This window comes from Chryseobacterium sp. Leaf404, assembly GCF_001424145.1.
Taxonomy (GTDB): domain Bacteria; phylum Bacteroidota; class Bacteroidia; order Flavobacteriales; family Weeksellaceae; genus Chryseobacterium.
The window spans coordinates 211766-233452 of sequence record NZ_LMQM01000001.1; the positions used below are offsets into that span (position 1 = coordinate 211766).

Sequence of the window (21687 nt, forward strand, 5' to 3'; positions counted from 1 at the left end):
TGAATTAATTTTCTTTTGTACCTAAGATTAGCGTAATGTGGTTTGATCTTTTTCTGATTCTGTACCCTCTACCTTGTGGTGCTGGTCTTAGTCTCTTCAATTGTCTTGCACTGTCTACAAAAATTTCTTTAACGATAAGGTTTGCCTCTTCAATATCAGCACCTTCGTTTTTAGACTGCCAGTTTGCCATTGCAGAAAGAAGAACTTTCTCTAATTTGTTTGACGCGTCTTTTTTAGAATATTTTAGAATGTATAAAGCTTTGTCTACTTCTACTCCTCTGATGATATCAGCTACCAATCTCATTTTTCTTGGAGAAGAAGGGCAATCGTTGTGTAGCGCTTTTGCTACATCCTGATTTGTTAATTTACGTGCTAATGCACTTTCTCTTTTTCTTGATCCCATGATTATCTGCTACCTTTGTTTTTGTTACCACCATGACCTCTGAAAGATCTTGTTGGAGAAAATTCGCCTAACTTGTGACCCACCATGTTTTCTGTAACATAAACCGGGATAAAAGATTTCCCGTTGTGTACTGCGATAGTTTGCCCTACGAAGTCTGGAGAGATCATTGATGCTCTAGACCAAGTTTTGATAACTGTTTTCTTATTAGCTTCTATATTTGCCTGAACCTTCTTATCTAAAGTATGATGAATGAACGGTCCTTTCTTAAGTGATCTTGCCATAATTATTTTCTTTTAGATACGATGTAACGGTTAGACACTTTGTTTTTCTTTCTGGTTTTGTAACCTTTAGCAGGCATACCGTTTCTAGATCTTGGGTGACCTCCAGAAGAACGTCCTTCACCACCTCCCATTGGGTGATCTACAGGGTTCATTACTACCGGTCTTGTTCTTGGTCTTCTACCTAACCATCTGCTTCTACCAGCCTTACCTGATACTGTTAACTGATGATCTCCGTTAGAAACAGATCCTACCATTGCATAACATTCAGTAAGGATCATTCTTGATTCTCCTGAAGGCAGTTTTACGATGGCGTATTTACCGTCTCTTGAAGTTAACTGAGCTGAAGAACCAGCACTTCTTGCTAAAATAGCACCTTGGCCAGGCTTCATTTCGATACAAGAAATTACAGTACCCAAAGGAATGCTTTTCAGTTTCATTGCGTTACCGATATTCGGTTCTACGCTTTCTCCTGAAACGATTTTCTGGTCTACTTTGATCCCGTTTGGAGCGATGATGTATCTCTTCTCTCCGTCTGCATATTCAACTAAAGCGATGAAAGCAGTTCTGTTTGGATCGTACTCTACAGTTTTTACCGTTGCTTCAACATCATGCTTGTTTCTTTTGAAGTCGATAATTCTGTATTTCTTTTTGTGTCCACCTCCGGTGTAACGCATGGTCATTTTACCAGTTTGGTTACGTCCACCTGACTTACTAATACCAACGGTTAGAGATTTCTCTGGTTTGTTGGTAGTAATTTCCTCAAAATTGTTTACAACTCTGAATCTCTGTCCTGGGGTGATAGGTTTTAATTTTCTAACAGACATTACTATTATTTATAATTAATAATTAATTTACAGCGAAAATATCGATAACGTCACCTTCTACAAGTTTAATTACCGCTTTTTTCAATTTGTTTGTCTTTCCTACTTGAAGACCTTTCTTAGTGTATTTCGAAGAAACCTTCGGAGCATAAATCATTGTATTAATGTCTGCTACTTTTACACCGTAAGCCGCTTCCACAGCTTTTTTAATCTGGATCTTATTCGCTTTTGGATTCACCAAGAAAGAATAAGTACCTCTTAAATCTGTAAGGTAATTAGCCTTTTCTGAAATAACTGGTTTAATAATTAGTGACATGATTTATTTCTTTAAATTTTCCTGGAATTTTTCTACTGCACCTTCTAAGAATACGATCTCACCTGCATTGATAAGGTCATAAGAAGAAATTTCGTTGAATTTCATCACCTTAGTTTTAGGTAAGTTTCTTGAAGATAAATATACATTTTTGTTTGTATCAGGAAGAATGAATAAAGATTTTGTATCGTTTAATGACAATGCATTTAAGATTGTAACGAAATCTTTAGTTTTAGGAGCAGCAATGCTCAATCCTTCAACAATTTTGATGCTGTTGTCTCTCATTTTCTGAGACAGAACAGATTTTTTAGCCAATCTCTTAAGAGCTTTGTTCAATTTGAATCTGTAGTCTCTTGGCTTAGGACCGAATACTCTACCTCCACCTCTGAAAGTAGGAGATTTAATATCACCGTATCTTGCAGAACCAGATCCTTTTTGCTTTTTAAGTTTCTTGGTAGAAGCAGTAATTTCGCTTCTTTCTTTTGATTTATGAGTACCTTGACGCTGTGCAGCAAGATATTGTTTTACTTCTAAGTAAACCGCGTGCTTGTTTGGCTCAATTCCGAATACTGTTTCGTCTAGAGTTACTTTCTTTCCGGTTTCTTTTCCTGATGTATTTAATACTACTAGTTCCATTTTCTGATAATTACATAAGAATTTTTAGCTCCCGGAACAGCACCTTTTACTACTAAAAGATTTTGTTCTTGATCCACTTTTAATACCTGAAGGTTTTGTACAGTTACCTGCTTACCTCCCATTCTGCCTGCCATTCTCATCCCCTTGAATACTCTTGAAGGATCCGATCCCGCACCAATAGAACCTGGAGCTCTAAGTCTGTTGTGCTGACCGTGAGTTGCCTGCATTACACCTCCAAAACCGTGTCTTTTAACAACACCCTGAAAGCCTTTACCTTTTGAAGTACCTGTTACATCCACAAATTCGCCTTCAGCGAAAAGCTTAACAGTTACATCTTCTCCTACTTTTACCTGGTCTACGAACTCTCTGTAGAATTCTACCAATTTAGCTTTAGGAGTAGAACCCGCCTTTTTGAAATGGCCGGCTAACGCTTTACCAACGTTCTTTTCACTCTTGTCATCGAAACCTAACTGAACAGATTTATATCCGTCCTTTTCAATGGTTCTGACCTGTAAAACTGAGCAAGGACCTGCCTGAATAACTGTACACGGCATATTTTTGCCGTTTTCGTCAAACAGAGAAGTCATCCCAATTTTTTTTCCAATAATACCTGACATTATTTATATAATATGTTATAAAATTTTCTTGTATTCACTTTCATTTTTCGGGTTCTCAAATAATTACCAAGTTTGAATTGGGCATATTCCTCCCCTAAAATGAGTGTGCAAATGTATGAATAAAATTTAATTTGACAAATAATTATTGTAAATATTTTGATTTTTAATCATTTAGCGTTTTGAAAAATAATTTCGGGAATAAAATCATTAAACTGATTTGAAATGAGGAAGATTTTTCTTACAATATATAAAGCAAAACCATAAGCATCTTTCAATTGAGTAAAGAAATCAGCTGTAAACATCCGGGCATAAAAAAACACTTACCCGGGAACGAATAAGTGCTGTTTTTTTCATCATCTGAGTTGCTAGAATCCTCACAATTTAAATAAACACGGTTATTAATCTGTAAATTTATTTTTCGCTGCTGCCTGTATTCTTTAAAAATTCATTTACTTAATATCATTTTTTAAAGAAAGTAATTCTGCATCTTTAAGCAGTTCCAAAATTATGTTAACTTTACTATCTTTACAAAATTAGTGGGTGGACAAATGGGTGGACATCCTTTATATACCTGATTTTCAAAACTTAAATTATCGTACCGAATGGTAAAACTGTACATCTTTTTTAAAAACACGCTGCTGCACAAAAAAAATTACCGTTTGTTTAATCCCTCAAATTTATTCAGATGGCAAATTTTCTATTCTTAGCGCTGTTTCTGTTAGCGGGTACCTATATCAGAGCCGGAAATTTATATACTGATAAATATTCTTTATCAGATAAAAAAATCATCGAACAGCTTGCACAAAATCAGGAAGTCTTCAAATCTGCAAACACCCTGGAATTTAAAATTCACATAAAACAGTTGCTTTCTAAAAACCACCTCTCAGATCATCACGCCGAAAATGTTGTTACCCATGTTTTCACCGCACTTAAAAATGCCCAGGAAAAAGATCAGCTGAATACTGTGAGCACACAACTTTTTGAGCGTGCTTTAAAAATTTCGAAAGAAGAGAAGAGATCAGATCTTCAGATTTGGGTGTCACTTCATTATGCTTTTTATTTTTACACCTACAGAAAATATGAAAAATGCTTTCCTCTTTTTATGTACTGTATCAAGGCTCTTGAAGAAACGGATGATTCTACAGTAATACAGCTGAGTGACACCTACAAAAAAATTGCCTATTTTCTTACAACCACAGACGATCACAGCAAAGCTGAAGAATATCTCTTAAAAGCAGCCCATTACAGCAAACCAAACAGCAGCGAAATGGCAAGCATCCTTAACAGCCTGGGATTTTGCAGCCTTCAGAAAAACAATCTTACAAAGGCGGAATATTACTTCAGACAGACCCTGAAAACGGCTTTGACATCTGGCGATGAAGTGAGATACGCTAAAGCCTTAGGAAGTCTTGCCGAGCTTGAGATCAAAAGAAAAAACCACCCAAAAGCAATAGAATTGCTGAAGCGGGATATTGAGATTTCAGAAAAAAACGGAAACAACCAAAACACCATGTTTGCCCTTGTGCTTCTGAGCAAAGCCTATATCGAAAACGGGAATCTAAAGAATGCCGAAAAATATCTTCTCCAGGCGAAAGCGTATTCCACATCAAAAAGTTATTTTAAAAGTTCAGAATATCAGATCAACGAGATGATTCTTAAAATTGCACAGTTGAAAGGTGATGATGCCACAGAACTGAAGGCCAGACGCAGACTTGAAGAACTCAAAGATTCACTTCTTGCTTTTGACGCAAAGGAAACTGTTTTACGTGTAGGCTGGGAATCACAAAAGAAACAGCTGCAGATGAAACTTGCAAAAGACAAGGCCGAGCTTGAGAAAGAATCTTATCAGAAAATTTCTGCCATTGTACTTTCCTGCTTGCTGCTTATTCTGATGGTCTTCATTATCCGCTCCTACCGACACAAAATGCGGAGTAAAAAAGGAGAATACGAAAGAAAAGTACTTACGCTGACCATCGAAAAAATAAAATCTGAAAGTAAACTGAATAATACCAGCAAAACACTGCAATCTTATCAAACCTACCTTTCTGAAAAAAACAGGCAGATTGAAGAGCTTGAAACGGAAATGCAGAAAGTGAAAAATTCTTCTTTCTCCGGGCTCGAAGAAAAATCCGGTGAGCTGAAGAAACTTCTGGAATCCCATCTGATGACAGACGAAAACTGGAAAAACTTCAGAAATGCTTTCATCCAGAAATACCCTGATCATTACAGAGAACTTCACAATCAGTTCCCCGATCTCACAGACTCCAATCTCCGGATTATTATTTTAACTAAATTAAATATGAATAACACCGAAATTTCCCGGCTTCTGGGAGTTACGATTGACGCCGTAAAAAAAGCAAAACACAGGCTGCGGAAAAAGTATGAAAATAATCACGAAACTCTCTTCGGACAAATTTGATATCCCAGTAATGCTTACGGAAATGAATATGCTTCAAATCAATTCAACAAAAAAAACTCAAAGATTATTCTCTGAGTTTTATTTTTATTTTTGTGAAAAAACTGTCCTTAAAAAATCTCCGTAAGAAGGCTCTATCCCCACGAGGTCACCCGATTTAAGATTGATTCCTCCGGCGCCGGAATCATCAGCTTTAATTTTTGAAGATGATGCCTGAAAATAATAAGAAGACTTCTGATCTTTTACCTGAAACTTTAGCGTTGAACCCAAAAGTTTTTTTGTAGAAACTGTATAAATTTCTCCTGCAGTAACCGGTATTGAAAGATAAGATCTCGGCGAAAGCAAATAGTCTTTTCTGTTAATGCTTATTTTCTGATCTTTATCTGAAGACGCAAAAATATAGATTGTTCCGTATTTTTTGGGGAGATTTTCTTTGCTGATATAATATAAATTTAATCTGTAATGACCGGCATCAAATTTTGAAGGTAGTCCGTCAACGGTTTCAAAAGGTTTTAATGAAAAACTGTTGGCACCGATTTCTTTTGCTTTTTTGTAGACCGCTGAAAAAACAGCTGCATCATCATTAGAAAATCCCTGAACTTCAATTTCGCCCAAATATTCTGCCTGCTCCATCTTTTCCGGGAGAAGAATGAGAAATTTATCTGTATTGTCATTCATCTTATCTACTTTACTGAGGAGAACATTCTGACAGAAGATGAGCTGTGAAATAAGTACGAACAGTAAAATCTGAAATTTACGCATTGAAATAAAATTAATTTTGAAGAATTGTAACCGCATCCTGCAGGCTGTTTTCCCAATGTTTTGGTTCGATCTGATAAGCTTTTTCAATTTTATCAAGATTCATCGTGCTTCTTTTCGGTCTTTTTGCCGGAGTTGGATACTGCTCAGTTGTTAAAGAGTTCAGTTTTATGGACGAACCTGAAAATTCAGCTATTTTTTTAGCAAATTCATACCATGTTGTTTCCGGATAATTTGAGAAATGGAAAATTCCGTATGTTTTCGGTTCTGTTTCGATAATTTTTAAAATGGCTTCTGCCAAATCGTTGGCGTTGGTTGGCTGCCCGAACTGATCTCCTACAATTCCCAATTCATCTTTTTGTGGAAACAGGCTGAGCATAGTTTTCACAAAATTCTTGTTGAACTCGGAATACAGCCATGAAGTTCTGAGAATAACGGTTTTCGGATTATTCTCCAAAGCCAGCTCCTCACCTTCTTTTTTTGATGCTCCGTAAACTCCAATGGGACTTGTGAAATCGTCTTCAGAATAGTCTAAATTGGTTTCACCATCAAAAACGTAATCTGTAGAAACGTGAATTAAAGTTGTCTTATATTCTTTACAGACTTCGGCAAGATTACCTACTGCCACTGCATTTACAGCAAATGCCTTCTCTTCTTCTTTTTCAGCCAAATCTACAGCCGTGTACGCTGAAGCGTTAATGCAGAATTCCGGTTTATTGTCGTAGAAAAAATCATCAATCTGATCTTTATCTGTAATATCTAAAGTTTTTGAATCTGTAAAAATAAATTCATACTTACTTTCAAAATCGAAAGCCAGTTTTCTGATACAGTTTCCTAATTGTCCGTTTCCGCCAATGACAGCTATTTTTTTCATTTATGAATTTTTTGCGTTTTGAGTTCTTAAAAATTTTACTCTGGACTGAAAATCCTTCTGTTCCAAATCAACATAGAATTTACCGAAAGTTTCGATGATATCCTGGGGATGAGTTTCTGAACGTCTTGTTTTCACATTAAAATAAATCACCGTTACCCAAAGCACCGCGTGGATGCTTTTTTCGTCAAGGCTTTTCATCAGAATCTCTACTTTTGCGGTACGCTCGCCAACTTCAATGGTTTTGCTGCTGATGACCACCTGAGTATTGTAGCGCACTTCCCTGATGTAGGCTATTTCGTTTTGAACGGCAATCCAGGTGCAGCCGCTTTTTTTTGTGTATTCTTCATAGGTAAAGCCGTAGAACTCTTCCACATGATCTTCTCTGGCATTGAACATATAGTCCAGATATTTCACATTATTCAGATGGCCTATCGGATCGCAATCGCTGAATCTGACTTTTACCGTGGTTGATAATTCTTTATTCATGGCACAAAAATAAAAAAACCACCTTTAATAAAGAATAAAGGTGGTGATTATTATCCGGAATTAAATAAATTATTTAATAGCCAGTTCTTTTTTTACAGCTTCAGTGATATCTGCACCGTTTTTGTAAACTAATGAAGTTGAATTACCATCTAAGATAAACTCATAACCTCCAGCTTTGGAAACTTTTTCGATAGCAGTGTTTAATTTAGCTTCAATTGGGTTGAAAGCAGTATCCTGCTTAGCCTGAAGATCTTTCTGAGCTTTTTGCTGCATTGCAGTGATCTCATCCTGAAGTTTCTTCATTTCGTCTCCTCTGGCTTTGTTTTCAGCTTCAGTTTTAGTTTGAGCTTCTTTCATGTAAAGATCATACTTTGTTTGGGCTGCTTCCATTTTTTTCTTGATTTCAGCTTCTTTAGTATCTGCAAAAGCTTTAAGATCAGTATCCGCTTTCTTTTTCTCCGGCATTGCGTTCAGTACTCCGAATACATCTAAAGTAGCAACTTTCTGCGCTTTAGCCATTCCGAAAGAGGCCATCATCAATATCGCTGCAAATAATACACTTAATTTTTTCATAATAGGTAAATAGATAATTTTGTTTTTTCTTTGATTGCAAAAATAGTAAAAAGTTAATTACTGCAACCGGAATTTATTTTTTGCTCTTTTTTTCTTTATCTGTATCCTTTAGAAGAATATCTAAAACCTTATCGGTGTAGTCATATCTCTTCTGAAGGAAAATTACGTTGTTGTCTGTTTTATCAAGAACCATGCCCAGGCCGTTTTTCTCAGACATTCTCTGGATTGCTGCCCAGATCTGATCCTGAAACGGAGTCATCAGATTGGCTCTCAGTTTACTGATTTCTCCTGTAGAACCAAATCTTAAACTGGTGGTTGTCTTGATATTTTTTTCCAAATCCAAAACTTCCTTTTCACGAAGTCTGAGCTGATCACCAATCAGCAGTACTTTTTCGTTTTCAAAAGCAGATCTTTTCTTTTCATATTCAGACTGCAGGTTTTGCAGATCATTCTGCCAGGTATCTATCTGAGAATTCAGTCTTGCTTCAGCTTCTTTGTACTGAGGGAGCATTCCCAGGATATATTCTGTATCTACAACACCGATTTTCTGAGCATTCACAAATGAAAATGCAGAAAATACGAATAGAAAAATAAAAGCTTTTAAAGTTTGCATAATTATAAAGATTGGTTCATTAAGAAGTGTGTCTTCCAACCTGCCGGCTCTGTTCCCAATACTGTTTTGTCGAAACCGTATGCGAAGTCGAAACCAATTAAACCAAAGGCTCCCATGTAAACTCTCACCCCTACGCCTACTGATCTTTTCAGCTGGAAAGGGTTGTAGCCCTGCCATGAGTTCCAGACGTTACCTCCTTCTGCAAAAGTTAATGCATAAATCTTGGCCGTTTGATTCATTGAGATTGGATATCTTAACTCTAACGTAAATCTGTTGTAAATAGTACCTCCACCTGTAGGTGTAATATCATCTGTGGTGCCTCCATACGTAGAAGCATTTTCGTAACCTCTTAGAGGAATAAGCTCTCTACCGTCAAATCTACCTCCGAAAAGACCGGTTCCACCTACATAGAATCTTTCGAATGGCGGTGCTCCCAGTGCTTTGTCGTAACCGTCCATAAAGCCCATTTCGGCTGAAGATCTCAAGACAAGTTTGCCGAGAACTTCGTTATACACATCAGCTTTAAACTTGATTTTGTAGAATTCCATCCACTTATATTTTTCCACAGGAGTCATCGATGCATAATCTTTGCTCTTGAAAAGTGAATATGGTGGTGTGAATTTACCAGATAATTCAATATTTGAACCCATGGTAGGGAAAATCGGGTCAATTCCCGCTGAATTCCGGCTTAAACCAATATTTAAACTCAGGTTATTTGCAGTACCGTACAATTCTGTAGAACTACCAAATTCAAAAGGGTAGTTGCTGAAATTATATTTCTGAAACTGAAGACCTGTGTATAAAGAGAAATAATCATCAGGCCATCTCAAAAGCCTGTTAAGACCTACGGTTGCAGAGAAAATATTTAATCTCTGATCCGGACCGTTGTACTGGCTGTAGTTTACTCTCGAGTTATTTAAACTTACAGAAAGTGCTGTTGGTTTTGTACCAAACAACCATGGTTCTGTAAATGAAATCCCATAATTCTGGAAATACTGCCCAGCCTGCGCCTGAATGGATAAGGTCTGCCCATCACCCTGAGGTACAGGTCTGAAGTCTTTAAATTTAAGGAAGTTTCTCAGAGAGAAGTTATTAAAGGTAAGACCTAAAGTCCCGATAAAGCTGTTACCACCGTAACCTGCCTGAAGCTGCACCTGTGAAGATCCTTTTTCTACCAGTTTCCAGTTTACATCAACCGTGTTATCCTGCTGATTAGGGTTGATATCCTGCCCAATCTGCTGGGGATCAAAAAATGACATCCCGGCAAGATCAAAATAGGTTCTTTTGATTTCAGACTTTTTGAAAAGCTCTCCCGGCTTTGTTCTTAACGAACGAAGAATTACGTGGTCATGAGTGGTTGTATTTCCTTCCCAGGTCACACGGTTCCAGGTAGCCTGCTCCCCTTCATTGATACGGATTTCAAGGTTTACGGCATCACCGTTCACAGATTTTTCTACCGGTGTAACGGTTGAGAAAAGATAACCATTGTTCATATACATCGATTTGATGTCTGTGTCATCTTCTTTCCCTCCGTCTTCTCCAACTTTTTTGTTGAAACCTACGGCATCATAAATATCACCTTTTTTATACCCCAGAATTCTCTGAAGATATTCTGTAGGGTAAACTGTATTTCCGGTAAAAGAGATATCACCGATGTAATATTTTTTACCTTCAGATAATTTTACATTGATTTCGTAATTATTCTTATTATTCCTCCAGACAGAATCTGAAACAATTTTCGCGTCTCTGTATCCTAAAGAGTTATAGTAATTTACAAGACTTTGTTTGTCTTCATTATACTTATCTTCGATAAATTTTGACGACTTTAAGATTCCTCCGATACCAAATCTTTTCTGTTTGGTTTCTTTGAAAGCTTTTTTTCTGAGCTTAGCGTCGGTTACGTTATCGTTTCCTTCAAACTCGATATGGCTGATTTTTACTCTCTTGCCTTTGTCTACATTAATCGTCCAGTCTACCATATTCGGATCATTGGCATTCACCTTATCTTCGATACTGATGCTGGCATCTGCAAATCCTTTCTTCACATAGTCTTTTGGAAGATTGGTCTTTAGACTTGATACAAGGTTTTGGGTAATCTTAGTTCCCGGTTTCAGATTGTTATCTTTCGCCAGTTTTTCGTTTTTAGATTTCCCTATTCCTTTACCTTTAAATTTTACTTCACCGAGCTCTTTAAGATCCTGAAGATAAAATCTAAGAACTACCGTTTGCCCTTCAACGCTTTCTACATACACTTCTACCTCAGAAAAAGACTGTGAATCCCAAAGTTTCTTGATCCCATTACTGATCTTTTGCCCCGGAATATCCACCAACTCCCCTTTAGACAGACCTGTAAACCTCAGAACCTGAGCAGGCGTGTATTTTTTTACCCCATCCACAACAATATCTTTAAGGGTGTAAGTTCCCTGTTGACTATCTGCCAGTATGCTTGTATTTACAGCGGTACTGTCTTGTGGTGTTACTTGTCCATAAAAATGTGCAGAAGCTGCAAACATGATGATGGGTAATAATCTAAACTTCATTTTATCGTAGTCTTTCTTTTCTAAAAAATTTACTGGATTTTGATTTGTTCTCCTGTGAGGCCATATCTTCTTTCTTTGTTTTGATAATTTACAATACACTGAAAGAAAACATCTTTTGAGAAATCCGGCCAGAGAATATCAAGGAACTGCAGTTCTGCATAAGCGATCTGCCAGAGCAGGAAGTTGCTGATGCGTACTTCGCCGCTGGTTCTTATTAACAAATCTACAGGAGGGAAATTTTTGGTATATAAGTAATTTTCGAATAACTGTTCGTTAATATCTTCCACATCAATTTTTCCATCTTTCACATCGTTACCGATTTTCTTTACAGCATTCAGGATTTCTTCCTGAGAGCCATAGCTTATTGCGAGAATCAGATTGCCTTTGGTATTATCTTTGGTAAGATCTATCACATGCATCAGCTGATCTCTCACCAAAGCGGAAAGCTTATCTACATTACCAATAACGTGCAGACGTAGGCCTTTGGTAAAAATCTCCTCCGCTTCCAAAAGCAGGGTTTCGGTAAGAAGATTCATCAGGGTACTCACCTCCTCCTGAGGACGGTTCCAGTTTTCTGATGAAAATGTGTAGAGAGTAAGGTAAGGAATATGAACTTCATTACATGCGTTAATTGCATTTCTTACAGCATCAATGGCGTTTTTATGGCCAAATGTTCTTTCTTCACCCCTCGATTTTGCCCATCTGCCGTTACCATCCATGATGATTGCGACGTGCTGTGGTAATTTTTCGGGGTCTATTTTATCTTTAATCAACGACATAATTTAATTAATCACAATAACAAGGAGGTCTTCCGAATGAGTAGGTAAGACCAAGACTGAAGGTATTCAGCCAATCTCTTGATTCACCATCTCCTACGTTTCTGGTTCTGATAAATTCTGCCTCTCTTTCTTTAGAAACAATAAAATAATTTCCTGTCTCCAGTAATGATCCTCCGGTGGTAGGGCTTAAAATTTCTGCATTATAGCTTGAGTTCACATCTGTTTTAAGGACTTTGCTGTGATCCAGCTGATCTGTAACCGCGAGTCTGAAAGTAGCTTCTGCAAAAACAGCCCATCCGTGGTTGAATTTATATTTTAAACCTACCCCAAAAGGTACAATAGGTGTTATTTTTTTTCCGAGAGAGTAATCTACAGTCGTCACAAAATCGAGCTCATCAATTGGCGCCTGAGCAACACCGTTGGCATCTCTTCTGTAATCATGTCTTACGGTAGCTTTAGGTGCATCAAACATAATCCCTCCAAAACCTGCAAACACATATGGGCTCAGCATACTCATCTGCTCGTTGTTTACTGGAAAAAGATTATATTCAAAAAGTAAACTTGCCTCGTAAATATCGTTCTTACCGAAAGAATTACGGTTTCTTCTGTATTCTTCTTTTGCTGCTTTATCACTGAACTGTACCTGATTGTAACCAACATCTAATCTTACAGTCTGATAAGGGTTAAAATTAAATCTGTATAATAAACCACCATAAAAAGGAAATCCCCATTCTGAAGCTCTGTCTAAATCCAAAGGTTTTTGCAGGATATAGTTTGTTTTGCCTATATCACCGACTAGATTACTCATCCCCAATCGAATTCCCAATTCGTTTCTTTGAGCGTTCACTGATACCATCGCACTAAAAATGGCAAGGAAGCTAAACAATAATTTTTTATTCATAAAAGAATACGGATTTATGGTTATTTTAAAATTTAATTTTTGCAAATATAAAACATTTTTATATTAATGATAATCTTAATGATTAGTTAAAAATAAACAAAAAAACATAATTAATATGTAACTAAACGGCAAAATGTTAAAAATATTCTTTTTATGCTATTTTGCGACGGTTTTTAATATTTTTCAGACCTTTTAAATTTTTCTGAAAAAACTTTAAAAAATGCAGTGACGCTATTACCGTTTTCAGCAAAAACAAAAGCGGGTTTTGTTAAAAATGATAAAACCCTCAAAAAAAAGAGGGTTAATATTTATTTCCTATTGAAAAACTCCCGTAATTTATTTCGCACTCTGATTAAGAATGGCTCTTTGTAGTTCTTATCCTCATCAAAATAGCCGTACCCGTAACCATAGCCGTAACCATAGCCATAACCGTAACCCTGCTTGACGTTGTAATCATTATACACAATTCCCAAATGCTTGATTTCGTTATCGTGATACTTTTCGGTTATCATTTTGAGCATATACTTTTCGGTATACTCGTGTCTTACTACGTACAGATTGGCATCAGAATGCTTCATCAGTTCAAATGAGTCTGCAACCAAACCTACAGGAGGAGAATCTATTACGATAAAATCATACATGGTACGCAGCTCATCTATAAACTGCATATTTTTTTCGCTCATCAACAGCTCAGAAGGATTTGGAGGAATTGGCCCTGACGTAGCCACATCCAGATTCGGGATTCTTGTTTTGTTGATAATTTTATCTATTCCCACTTCACCGGTAAGGTAGTTGGAGATTCCGTATTTATTATCGATATTAAAATCATTGAAAATTTTAGGTTTTCTTAAATCCATCCCCAGAAGGATTGTTTTTTTATCACTAAGACCTAAAACCGACGAGAGATTGATAGAAATGTAGGTTTTACCCTCGCCGCCTACAGAAGACGTTACGAGTATAACTTTACTTTTGTCATTTTCGCCGGAAAGAAAGCGCATATTGGCTCGAATCCCCCGGAACGATTCAGAAACAGAAGATTTTGGCTGTTCCAGCACAGTGAGCATATTTTCTGTTCCTCCGTTGTTTCCTATCACTCCTAAAAGTGGAATTTTGGTAACGCTCAGAAGTTCTTTTATATTTCTGATTTTGGTATCTAAAAATGCTCCGATTGCAATAAAAAACAGGGGTAGCAAAAACAGGCCGCCCATAATCATTGATTTGGTTCCCTTGACGTTTGGTCCGATGGGTCCCTGCATCAGATTTTTTGCAGGGTCAATTACAGAAATATCAGATTTATTGGTAGCAAGTCTCAGCTGGCTTTCGTTTTGTCTTGAAAGTATGCTGTTGTAAGTAGCTTCGATCATGTTGTAGCCACGTTCTGCATCCAGATATTTTCTCTGTTTTTCCGGGTAAGTCTCCAGATCCATGTTGGCATTGCCAATCTGCTGATTAATTTTTGAAATCTCTGTAGTATAAACAGTATGATAATTCCTCAATGCACCATTAGAATTTACCCTTGCTTCACTGATGAGTCTGTTGATTTCTTTAATCGGTTCAGAATTTGGGGTGTAGATAGCCGCCATTTCTCTTCTTTTGGCATACAGTGCTTTCATTTCAGAGACTGATGCCTGAAAAAGCCCATCTTCAAAACCAGCTGCTGTAGTACTGATCATCTTCTCAAAATTCTGCCCGTCAACACTGTTTCTGATGGTGTTGAGAGAAGAAAGCTTGCTTAAAAGATCTGCTTTTTTGGTTTCCAGTTCCTTTATTTTTTCCAGCGACTTTTCGTCTCTGTTATTGATATCATAAAGTTTTTCTGAGGTTTTGAGATAATTCATCACCTGAGCGCTGGAATCTAATTTTTTTCTGATTGCCTTAAGATTGTCTTCCAGATATTCTTTGGTATTCTCATCTAAGATATTTTTATCTGCAAATCTTTTTTTCTGAAGTTCCTGAACAGATTTATTAAGGAAATTCACGGTACTGTTCAGGTTAAAACCCGTTTTTGTAATAATCATGATGGTATTGATTTCTTTATCAAAATCAACGGCCATTGTACCGATAATCCCATTAACTGCATCGTTTACTGTAGATAATTCTACAATGATATTATCAAGTTTTATAGACTGCACCTTAGGGTTTGGCACCAGTCTGAATCTCAGATTGGGTGAGGTATACCATTCATTAACTTTAACTGTTTTGTTTTCCGGCCTTGAATATGCATTGATATTGTGATAACCTTCATACTCATAGTTGTATAAGTTTGTAGATTCCCCCTCTTCCGGCAGCTGTATTTCATACACCCCATTTGATTTAGGAATGATGGTAACTGGATAGTTTACCTGCTGTAGGTGTTTTCTGTCTATTTCTAAAAAAACCGGTGAATCATCTTTATCCAGATAGGTTGCTTTAATAACACCTTTTGTTCTGTAATTTACAAAAAGCCCAAGTTCTTTCACCAAAAACTCGTTATGAGTACGTGAAAGCAACATTTTCTTTAAATAGATCCCGTCCTGATTACCGCCCTGTCCCCAGATGAAGTTGATGGACTGATTGGGTGTAAAATAACTTGCTGTATTGTTTGAAACACTTAAAGATAAGTTTGAGGCATAAATATTCTGAGCGTAATATTTTCCGTAGACATAAGCAATCCCATATCCCAACATCAGCATCAGCACAAACCAGTACCAATTTCTGATTACTCTTCTGATAAAATGCTCAATATCAAAAATCGCAAAAGATCCCGCTTTTTCTTTTTGCTGAACTTTATCTGTCTTATTTTCTCTTTCTGGGATCATGTTATAGATTTTTGATAAGTAGATACACTGATAAAGCTGTCGTGAAAACAGAAACGCCGCTTATAATAGTCTGTACCGGGTCTTTTCCAAAACCGTTAAGACTACGTCTACTTGTGGTAAGAAAAATTTCGTCACCATTCTGTACGTAATAGTATGGAGAGTTCATCACATCTTCCCTTGTAAGATCGATTTTTGCTCTTTTAATACCTTCAGGATATTTTCTTAGAATCACTATATTGGTTCTATCAATAGTTCGGTTTAGTCCCCCGTTGATAGATATAGCTTCAGAAAGTGTAAGCGTATTTTTCATTGCAGTTTTTTCACCTGTCATTCCTGTAGTTTCTATATCACCAAGAATGTAGTATGTAATTCCTGGAATAGTTAGACGAACTTCAGATTTACCTTCCTGAAAATTTTCATTTACTTTCTCCTGAATATCTTTAGAAATATCTTCAATAGTTCTGCCTTCTGCTTTAATAAATCCTATTCCAAAAACATTAATATCTCCACTGGAATCTACTTTAAGGCCAGCAAAGTACACTTGTGCGTTTCCGCCAGAACCACCACCAACACTTACGTTCACTGTACTTCCCGGAGCATTTAACGCAGAATAAAACTGTGCAGCATCACCTTTTGGCGTAGTTACAATATCCAGTTTCAGGATATCATTCTTAGTAACTCTGTATACAGGGATATTATAGGGAATAAGTCCTTCTTCATTAATCACCAGACTTTCGCTTGGCTGCATATATTTCACATCTTTCGGCGTAATACATGACGACAAAACGAGCGTTAGAAGTAAAAGTAGATAATAATTCAAATTTTTCATTACTGAATAAAATTAATTTGCAAAAATAGAAATTTAAAAGTTAGTTTGTGTTTTTAGTTTCTGAACTTTCATCACGATATCGGGAAGATATGCTCCCAGAAATCCTAATGACAATACTACAATCAATAAAAGATTAACGTCAATATGTCTTAAAAGGTAAGCTACCACGATGATCATCATATAATAGCACATGATGTAAAAGCTGGATCTTCTGTGTGTAAGATTCATTCTGATCAGCTTATGATGGATGTGATTTTTATCTGCTTCAAAAGGTGATTTTTTGTTGATACATCTTATAATAATAACATTAAGCGTATCTACAATCGGCAGAATAAGAATGGCAACCGCAATTGCCGGAGCAGATTTAAGATGATAGCGGGGCATACCCGGAACTTCTCTGTCTATAAAAATATCTATAAAACAAACTGCGGTAAATGCCAGGAGAAAACCTAAAAGCATGGAACCTGTGTCGCCCATAAAAATCTTTGTAGTACGGTAATTTGAGAGATTGTAATATAAAAATGCCATCACAGAACCGATGATACATACAGACAATATCACTAATGGATAATTATATTCGCCTAAACGGAAATAGCTTATCCCGAACAGAATACTGCACAAGAGAGAATATCCACCTGCCAAACCGTCAATCCCGTCTATTAAATTAAAAGCATTAATTAAAATAATGAATGTAATTACAGTAAAAATAACACTGATAAAATAATTAATTTCATAAACGCCAAAAATCCCAAACAGACTTCTGATTCGCACATCAGAACCCATTACAAGAACTACAGAAACCAAGATTTGGGCAATAAGTTTTTTGTAAGCTCTCATCACCATGATATCATCCATCACTCCTACGTAAAAGAGAATAACAAGTGAAGCAAATAAAAATTTGTAAATATCAAAAATCTCATGAGCGAAAACCGAAGCGCAAATTCCGATAGAATAAAAGATTGCAATGCCGCCCAGATTAGGTATCTTTCTGAGGTGCGAACTCCTTTGTCCAGGCTCGTCCATTAGGTTTTTTCTACGCGAAATTCTGATGATCGTGGGTACCGAAAAAAAAGTAATGAGGAAGGAAAGCACTAATGCCAAGCCTACTTTCAGATAAAAAAAGGGAAGTCCGGTTTGCAGCAAGAACAATTCAAAATTCTTCATTCCAATGTGTGTTCAGCACTTAGAATAGTGTACAATTCTTACATTAGTTTTTTTAATACAGTGTAAAAACCACTAAAATAAAGCAGATAATAAATTTTTTTTTTCAATGGCAAAGATAACAGATAATTTCTATCAAAACGATTGTATATCAAGATATCTTTAAATTTAACATTCCGCTCCTGCATAAAATAACTCAGTTTTCTACTCATCACAATATACAATTCTTTATCTTTCACAAAAGCCAGGTAAGCTAAAAAAGTATAAACCCCTTCCAAAATCTGAAAGTTTTTAAGTTCTCTTAATCTGTTTGAATAGAAAGATTTTTGAAATTCAAGTTCAACATCTTCCACAGCCTTTAAAATGTCCAGACCTTTTTCTGTGTGGGATTTTGAGATAGAATTCGTGCGTTCCAGATATTGATAATGAAATTTTTGGGTCTGAGCTAACGTTTTGCATTCCAGTAAAAGTTGCGGAATAAGCTGAATATCCTCAAAATGAACTCCTTTTTTGAATCTTTTAGTCTGAAAAAGTTCTTTTTTAAACAGTTTATTGCAAGCAAAATAACTTAAATCTGAAAAAACGGAAAAGTGAGTTTCCAAATCAATTTTTTCAGGCATATTGGGAATTTGGGTGAGTTTTTGGGTAATATTTTCATGCTCATCCACCTTCTGAATATTGCAGATCACCATTTGTGCATGATGCTTTTCTGCAAGATTCAGCATTTCTTCAAACATGATTTCAAAAACATAATCATCACTGTCTACAAAACCAATATAATCTCCTGAAGCACGGTCTATTCCGAAATTTCTGGCGTCGCTTAATCCTCCGTTTTCTTTGACAAAAGCTTTTATTTTTACTGGAAATTCAGAAGAAAAACGATTGATAATTGCTTGTGAACCATCGGTGCTTCCGTCATTTACCACAATTATTTCAATATCCTGTAAAGTTTGATTCACCAAAGACAACAGGCATTTCTCCAGATATAATTCCACATTATAAACCGGAACAATTACTGAAACTTTGTTTTTTTCTGAATGATTTGTCATATTCTAAAATTCTCTGCCAATATTCCGCGACCTGGTCGCTTGGCTTTAAACTCGAGTGAACCTTGCGTTTAGCCAACCTTTTTTGGCATCATCAAAATCTTTTCTGGAGCAGGGAATACAGTTTTCAATATTTTCATCATCCCCAAAATACCACAGACTGCTGAAGGTATCACGTTTGAAAGCATACTGTCTGTCGTTAATCAGAACGTAAAACAATTCGTATTGCCTTTCTTTCGGATGAGATCTCTGGATGTTGATTCCTTCAATCAAATACCAGATCATTTGAGCCAATAGCTGATGATTGAGTTGATTTTCAGTGTAGATATTATAATTGAAGATTCCTACAGATTTTAAATTTTCGCTCAGTCCAATTTCTTTCATGTAAGCGCAGATTTCTCTTCTGTTTAAGCCATTGACCTGAGGATTAACGGAAAAAGCATCACTGAAACTTTCAATGGCATCACAATTAACGGTTACCAAATCTGCTTTTCTGAAAAAAGGTTCAGTTTTCTCAGTAGAATTCATCATTTCAGCCAAACGGACGATATCGAACTCAACTTCTTTGATGAGTTTTACAGAATCTGCCTCATTTAAATGTTTCTGATATCCCAGATGATGGTAATTTTTTATAGAGAAATTTTTAGAGCCGAAAATCTTTCCTAAAAAAGTATGTTCGTTGATTTCCTCGTTTTGTTTTAAGGAAATGATATTGCTGATCTGCGTATAATTAATATTTTGCTGATGAAAATTCAAACCTGAAAAAAGAGAAAATGCAAAGTCGTTGGATCCGCCAATAATCACCGGAATTGCCCTGTTCTGATGGCAAGCCGACAACACTTCCTGAAGAATATAGTGTGAATCTTCCACAGATTTTCCGGAAACCAAATCCCCAAGATCCACAATCGGGATATCAAAATCCAGTTGAGACAGTCGGTAAAACTCTTTACGAATGGCTGTAAAATCCTGAACTTCAGCTTCACCGCCTGCACCACGGTAATCTGAAACGAAAAGCAAAACAATACTGTCTTCCTTAATTTCTTTGGTAATTCTGTTTCCGATCTGCCAGTTTTCTGTTCTGAAATTGCGTGGCGAAATGATAAAATCTTCAAAATTCATGCTTCAAGCTCCTTTAATAGCCTCAAAAATATTAAAATAAAATGATTTTTACGATTAAAAAACCATCAACAAAACTTCGTTGATGGTTCTACAGTAATAAATATTAAGAATTAAGTATGATAAAAATTAATGTTTCAAAATCTCAAAAACAAACGCAGTAGAAGTCTCAGACTTCCCGCCCTGTGTTGCTCCGAAAAGAAACTGAGGCTTCTTCCCATCTTTATCCATGAGTATCATCGGCCTTTCCAGTCTTCCGAATCTTTTTAGATGTTTCGGTGTCTCGGGCTCGGTAACGTATTTTTTCAAATCCAGATAAGCTACTTCAGGTTTCGTCCATGAAATACCGTCTTCTGATGTAAGATGCAGGCCATATTCATGATTATAAAATCCCATATCGCGCGCAATCATGTGGTATTTCCCATTCTGTTTCCAGACGAAAGCATCTTCCAGCTGCGCATTATCGGGTAGATTTGAAAAATCAATCACAGGATTTTCTGAAACTTTTACATAAGGGCCTTCAGGCTTCAAGGCTTTTGCCAAGCCATATTTTCGGTTTCCGCGGACGGCTCCTTTTTGGGTTTCATATTCTTTGGTGTTCCACGATTTGTAAAACAGCCAGTATTTGCCGTCATCCCCTTTCACAAAAGCCGGATTGGTCGTGCAGTGGTCATCCCACTCACCTTCTTTTCCATTGGGAAGCAGCATCTGGTCGGGTCTGGTCCATTCGCCGTCCAGACTTTTTGCAGTCGCCAAACCAATTCTTTTTGTATTTGTTTTTCCATTGGAATTTCCCATGAAAAACAAATAATATTGGTCATCAACCTTCTTAATTAAAGGATTATGACAGGTAGTGGCATCCCAAAAACCTTTTCCTCTCGGACTTAAAATCACTTGCTTATGCTCAAACTTTTCAAAAGGAGAGTTGGCTTCTGCACGACAGATTTCAGAACCGTTGAGCCAGCCGCCCATACCTTTTTCCTTCTTCCATCTGGAGTAGAAAATATGAACCTTCCCATCTTCACCCCAAATCGGAGACGAGCACCAAATGTAATAACCATCAAGTTCCAGCGAACGTCCGACAGGTTTTAATTTAAAATAAGGCTGATCTGAAAAAGAAAATGTTTTGGTAAAAGATGAGCCGACAAATGCCGCCGCAAGACTTAAGCCGGAAAGCTGTATAAATTCTTTGCGTGAAAAGTTTTTCGGTTGTGTCATATCATCAGTCTCAACAAAGCCAAATTACTGTGAATGATTTACCAGAGCATCCTGCACCTTAGGGTGTTTTTTGAAGTGATTGGTTTTGACGAGTTTTACGTAAAGTCAAGAGGTTAAATGATTATATTTGAATAGTAATTTATGCCACACGAGATTTTGTTTTAAAACATTATGGTTAATTCCTGATCAAAAATAATGGAAGTTATAATACTCATAATCCTATTATCTTTAGGTTTCACGTTTTATCTGATCAATCAGAGGATGTTTGAAATCAAACGTAAAAAACGTCGGGATTACTATGTAAATGTATACTTAAAATCAGACGCGTGGCAGCGCAAACGGTACGTTGTTTTAAAAAGAGATCATTGGATATGCGTTTATTGCGGTGCAAAAGCCACACAAGTTCATCATAAAAAATATGCAAAACATAATATCGGAAAGGAACCCATCGACTGGCTAATATCACTTTGTAATTCGTGTCATGAAAAGCAGCATAAATAAAATAGA

22 protein-coding genes are annotated in these 21687 nt (G+C 36.6%); 2 read left to right on the forward strand and 20 right to left on the reverse strand.

Features of this window, described 5'->3' with window-relative positions:
• Positions 1–4: 4 nt before the first annotated feature.
• The 6 genes from rplV to rplC are packed head-to-tail and all read right to left on the reverse strand — an operon-like array spanning position 5 to position 3071.
• The gene (rplV, locus tag ASG31_RS00985; RefSeq protein WP_056026831.1) at positions 5–403 is read right to left on the reverse strand and encodes a 50S ribosomal protein L22; all 399 of its coding nucleotides are present in this window, start codon (positions 401–403) and stop codon (positions 5–7) included.
• Between the two features lie 2 nt (positions 404–405).
• Positions 406–684 carry a 30S ribosomal protein S19 gene (gene rpsS / locus ASG31_RS00990; protein ID WP_034678015.1) on the reverse strand — a complete coding sequence of 93 codons (279 nt, stop codon included), beginning with the start codon at positions 682–684 and terminating at the stop codon, positions 406–408.
• Positions 685–686: 2 nt separating this feature from the next.
• Positions 687–1508 (reverse strand): 50S ribosomal protein L2, encoded by an 822-nt coding sequence (gene rplB, locus ASG31_RS00995; protein WP_056026834.1) that lies wholly within the window; start codon positions 1506–1508, stop codon positions 687–689.
• Positions 1509–1530: 22 nt separating this feature from the next.
• Positions 1531–1821 carry a 50S ribosomal protein L23 gene (gene rplW / locus ASG31_RS01000; protein WP_056026836.1) on the reverse strand — a complete coding sequence of 97 codons (291 nt, stop codon included), beginning with the start codon at positions 1819–1821 and terminating at the stop codon, positions 1531–1533.
• Between the two features lie 3 nt (positions 1822–1824).
• Complete coding sequence (gene rplD / locus ASG31_RS01005; RefSeq protein WP_056026839.1) at positions 1825–2454, reverse strand: 50S ribosomal protein L4; 630 nt, start codon at positions 2452–2454, stop codon at positions 1825–1827.
• Positions 2445–3071 (reverse strand): 50S ribosomal protein L3, encoded by a 627-nt coding sequence (gene rplC, locus ASG31_RS01010; protein WP_056026842.1) that lies wholly within the window; start codon positions 3069–3071, stop codon positions 2445–2447. The genes rplD and rplC overlap by 10 nt, the downstream gene beginning before the upstream one ends.
• Positions 3072–3756: 685 nt before the next feature.
• Between rplC and ASG31_RS01015 the strand changes: the two genes are divergently transcribed.
• Positions 3757–5490: a tetratricopeptide repeat protein gene (locus ASG31_RS01015; RefSeq protein ID WP_056026845.1), complete on the forward strand. Its 1734-nt coding sequence runs from the start codon at positions 3757–3759 to the stop codon at positions 5488–5490.
• A gap of 84 nt (positions 5491–5574) precedes the next feature.
• Here the strand turns inward: ASG31_RS01015 and ASG31_RS01020 are convergent, their stop codons facing one another.
• The 14 genes from ASG31_RS01020 to ASG31_RS01085 form a co-directional block, all read right to left on the reverse strand.
• Complete coding sequence (locus ASG31_RS01020) at positions 5575–6249, reverse strand: hypothetical protein (RefSeq protein WP_056026848.1); 675 nt, start codon at positions 6247–6249, stop codon at positions 5575–5577.
• 10 nt (positions 6250–6259) lie between these two features.
• Positions 6260–7120, reverse strand: coding sequence for a dTDP-4-dehydrorhamnose reductase (rfbD, locus tag ASG31_RS01025; RefSeq protein WP_056026851.1), 861 nt, complete (start codon positions 7118–7120; stop codon positions 6260–6262).
• Positions 7121–7606 carry an acyl-CoA thioesterase gene (locus ASG31_RS01030; RefSeq protein WP_056026854.1) on the reverse strand — a complete coding sequence of 162 codons (486 nt, stop codon included), beginning with the start codon at positions 7604–7606 and terminating at the stop codon, positions 7121–7123.
• Positions 7607–7675: 69 nt separating this feature from the next.
• A complete protein-coding gene (locus ASG31_RS01035; protein ID WP_056026857.1) occupies positions 7676–8179 on the reverse strand; it encodes an OmpH family outer membrane protein in 504 nt (167 codons plus the stop codon).
• Between the two features lie 73 nt (positions 8180–8252).
• Positions 8253–8792: an OmpH family outer membrane protein gene (locus ASG31_RS01040; RefSeq protein ID WP_056026860.1), complete on the reverse strand. Its 540-nt coding sequence runs from the start codon at positions 8790–8792 to the stop codon at positions 8253–8255.
• 2 nt (positions 8793–8794) lie between these two features.
• Positions 8795–11332, reverse strand: coding sequence for an outer membrane protein assembly factor BamA (gene bamA / locus ASG31_RS01045; RefSeq protein WP_056026863.1), 2538 nt, complete (start codon positions 11330–11332; stop codon positions 8795–8797).
• Positions 11333–11361: 29 nt separating this feature from the next.
• Complete coding sequence (gene uppS, locus ASG31_RS01050; protein ID WP_056026866.1) at positions 11362–12111, reverse strand: polyprenyl diphosphate synthase; 750 nt, start codon at positions 12109–12111, stop codon at positions 11362–11364.
• Positions 12112–12118: 7 nt separating this feature from the next.
• Positions 12119–13012 (reverse strand): DUF6089 family protein, encoded by an 894-nt coding sequence (locus tag ASG31_RS01055; protein ID WP_056026869.1) that lies wholly within the window; start codon positions 13010–13012, stop codon positions 12119–12121.
• Positions 13013–13320: 308 nt separating this feature from the next.
• A complete protein-coding gene (locus ASG31_RS01060) occupies positions 13321–15810 on the reverse strand; it encodes an exopolysaccharide transport family protein (protein ID WP_056026873.1) in 2490 nt (829 codons plus the stop codon).
• Position 15811: 1 nt separating this feature from the next.
• Positions 15812–16639, reverse strand: coding sequence for a polysaccharide biosynthesis/export family protein (locus ASG31_RS01065; protein ID WP_056026876.1), 828 nt, complete (start codon positions 16637–16639; stop codon positions 15812–15814).
• A gap of 33 nt (positions 16640–16672) precedes the next feature.
• The gene (locus ASG31_RS01070; protein WP_056026879.1) at positions 16673–17803 is read right to left on the reverse strand and encodes a glycosyltransferase family 4 protein; all 1131 of its coding nucleotides are present in this window, start codon (positions 17801–17803) and stop codon (positions 16673–16675) included.
• Between the two features lie 38 nt (positions 17804–17841).
• Entirely contained in the window at positions 17842–18849 is a 1008-nt protein-coding gene (locus tag ASG31_RS01075) for a glycosyltransferase family 2 protein (protein WP_056026881.1), read from the reverse strand.
• Positions 18850–18894: 45 nt separating this feature from the next.
• Complete coding sequence (locus ASG31_RS01080) at positions 18895–19965, reverse strand: formimidoylglutamase (protein ID WP_056026884.1); 1071 nt, start codon at positions 19963–19965, stop codon at positions 18895–18897.
• 126 nt (positions 19966–20091) lie between these two features.
• The gene (locus ASG31_RS01085; RefSeq protein ID WP_056026887.1) at positions 20092–21180 is read right to left on the reverse strand and encodes a glycoside hydrolase family protein; all 1089 of its coding nucleotides are present in this window, start codon (positions 21178–21180) and stop codon (positions 20092–20094) included.
• A 261-nt stretch (positions 21181–21441) separates the two neighbouring features.
• Here ASG31_RS01085 and ASG31_RS19130 point away from each other — a divergent pair, with 261 nt between their 5' ends.
• Positions 21442–21681 carry an HNH endonuclease gene (locus ASG31_RS19130; RefSeq protein WP_117585809.1) on the forward strand — a complete coding sequence of 80 codons (240 nt, stop codon included), beginning with the start codon at positions 21442–21444 and terminating at the stop codon, positions 21679–21681.
• Positions 21682–21687 lie beyond the last annotated feature (6 nt).

Excerpts from the sequence above, each read along its gene's own strand:
- ASG31_RS01030 (WP_056026854.1), bottom strand. The coding sequence starts at position 7,606 with ATGAATAAAGAATTATCAACCACGGTAAAAGTCAGATTCAGCGATTGC.
- ASG31_RS01055 (WP_056026869.1), bottom strand. The coding sequence starts at position 13,012 with ATGAATAAAAAATTATTGTTTAGCTTCCTTGCCATTTTTAGTGCGATG.
- bamA (WP_056026863.1), bottom strand. The coding sequence starts at position 11,332 with ATGAAGTTTAGATTATTACCCATCATCATGTTTGCAGCTTCTGCACAT.
- ASG31_RS01015 (WP_056026845.1), top strand. The coding sequence starts at position 3,757 with ATGGCAAATTTTCTATTCTTAGCGCTGTTTCTGTTAGCGGGTACCTAT.
- rfbD (WP_056026851.1), bottom strand. The coding sequence starts at position 7,120 with ATGAAAAAAATAGCTGTCATTGGCGGAAACGGACAATTAGGAAACTGT.
- rplV (WP_056026831.1), bottom strand. The coding sequence starts at position 403 with ATGGGATCAAGAAAAAGAGAAAGTGCATTAGCACGTAAATTAACAAAT.
- rpsS (WP_034678015.1), bottom strand. The coding sequence starts at position 684 with ATGGCAAGATCACTTAAGAAAGGACCGTTCATTCATCATACTTTAGAT.
- ASG31_RS01070 (WP_056026879.1), bottom strand. The coding sequence starts at position 17,803 with ATGAAGAATTTTGAATTGTTCTTGCTGCAAACCGGACTTCCCTTTTTT.
- ASG31_RS01080 (WP_056026884.1), bottom strand. The coding sequence starts at position 19,965 with ATGAATTTTGAAGATTTTATCATTTCGCCACGCAATTTCAGAACAGAA.
- uppS (WP_056026866.1), bottom strand. The coding sequence starts at position 12,111 with ATGTCGTTGATTAAAGATAAAATAGACCCCGAAAAATTACCACAGCAC.
- rplW (WP_056026836.1), bottom strand. The coding sequence starts at position 1,821 with ATGTCACTAATTATTAAACCAGTTATTTCAGAAAAGGCTAATTACCTT.
- ASG31_RS01040 (WP_056026860.1), bottom strand. The coding sequence starts at position 8,792 with ATGCAAACTTTAAAAGCTTTTATTTTTCTATTCGTATTTTCTGCATTT.
- rplD (WP_056026839.1), bottom strand. The coding sequence starts at position 2,454 with ATGGAACTAGTAGTATTAAATACATCAGGAAAAGAAACCGGAAAGAAA.
- ASG31_RS01085 (WP_056026887.1), bottom strand. The coding sequence starts at position 21,180 with ATGACACAACCGAAAAACTTTTCACGCAAAGAATTTATACAGCTTTCC.
- ASG31_RS01020 (WP_056026848.1), bottom strand. The coding sequence starts at position 6,249 with ATGCGTAAATTTCAGATTTTACTGTTCGTACTTATTTCACAGCTCATC.
- ASG31_RS19130 (WP_117585809.1), top strand. The coding sequence starts at position 21,442 with ATGTTTGAAATCAAACGTAAAAAACGTCGGGATTACTATGTAAATGTA.
- rplB (WP_056026834.1), bottom strand. The coding sequence starts at position 1,508 with ATGTCTGTTAGAAAATTAAAACCTATCACCCCAGGACAGAGATTCAGA.
- rplC (WP_056026842.1), bottom strand. The coding sequence starts at position 3,071 with ATGTCAGGTATTATTGGAAAAAAAATTGGGATGACTTCTCTGTTTGAC.
- ASG31_RS01065 (WP_056026876.1), bottom strand. The coding sequence starts at position 16,639 with ATGAAAAATTTGAATTATTATCTACTTTTACTTCTAACGCTCGTTTTG.
- ASG31_RS01060 (WP_056026873.1), bottom strand. The coding sequence starts at position 15,810 with ATGATCCCAGAAAGAGAAAATAAGACAGATAAAGTTCAGCAAAAAGAA.
- ASG31_RS01075 (WP_056026881.1), bottom strand. The coding sequence starts at position 18,849 with ATGACAAATCATTCAGAAAAAAACAAAGTTTCAGTAATTGTTCCGGTT.
- ASG31_RS01035 (WP_056026857.1), bottom strand. The coding sequence starts at position 8,179 with ATGAAAAAATTAAGTGTATTATTTGCAGCGATATTGATGATGGCCTCT.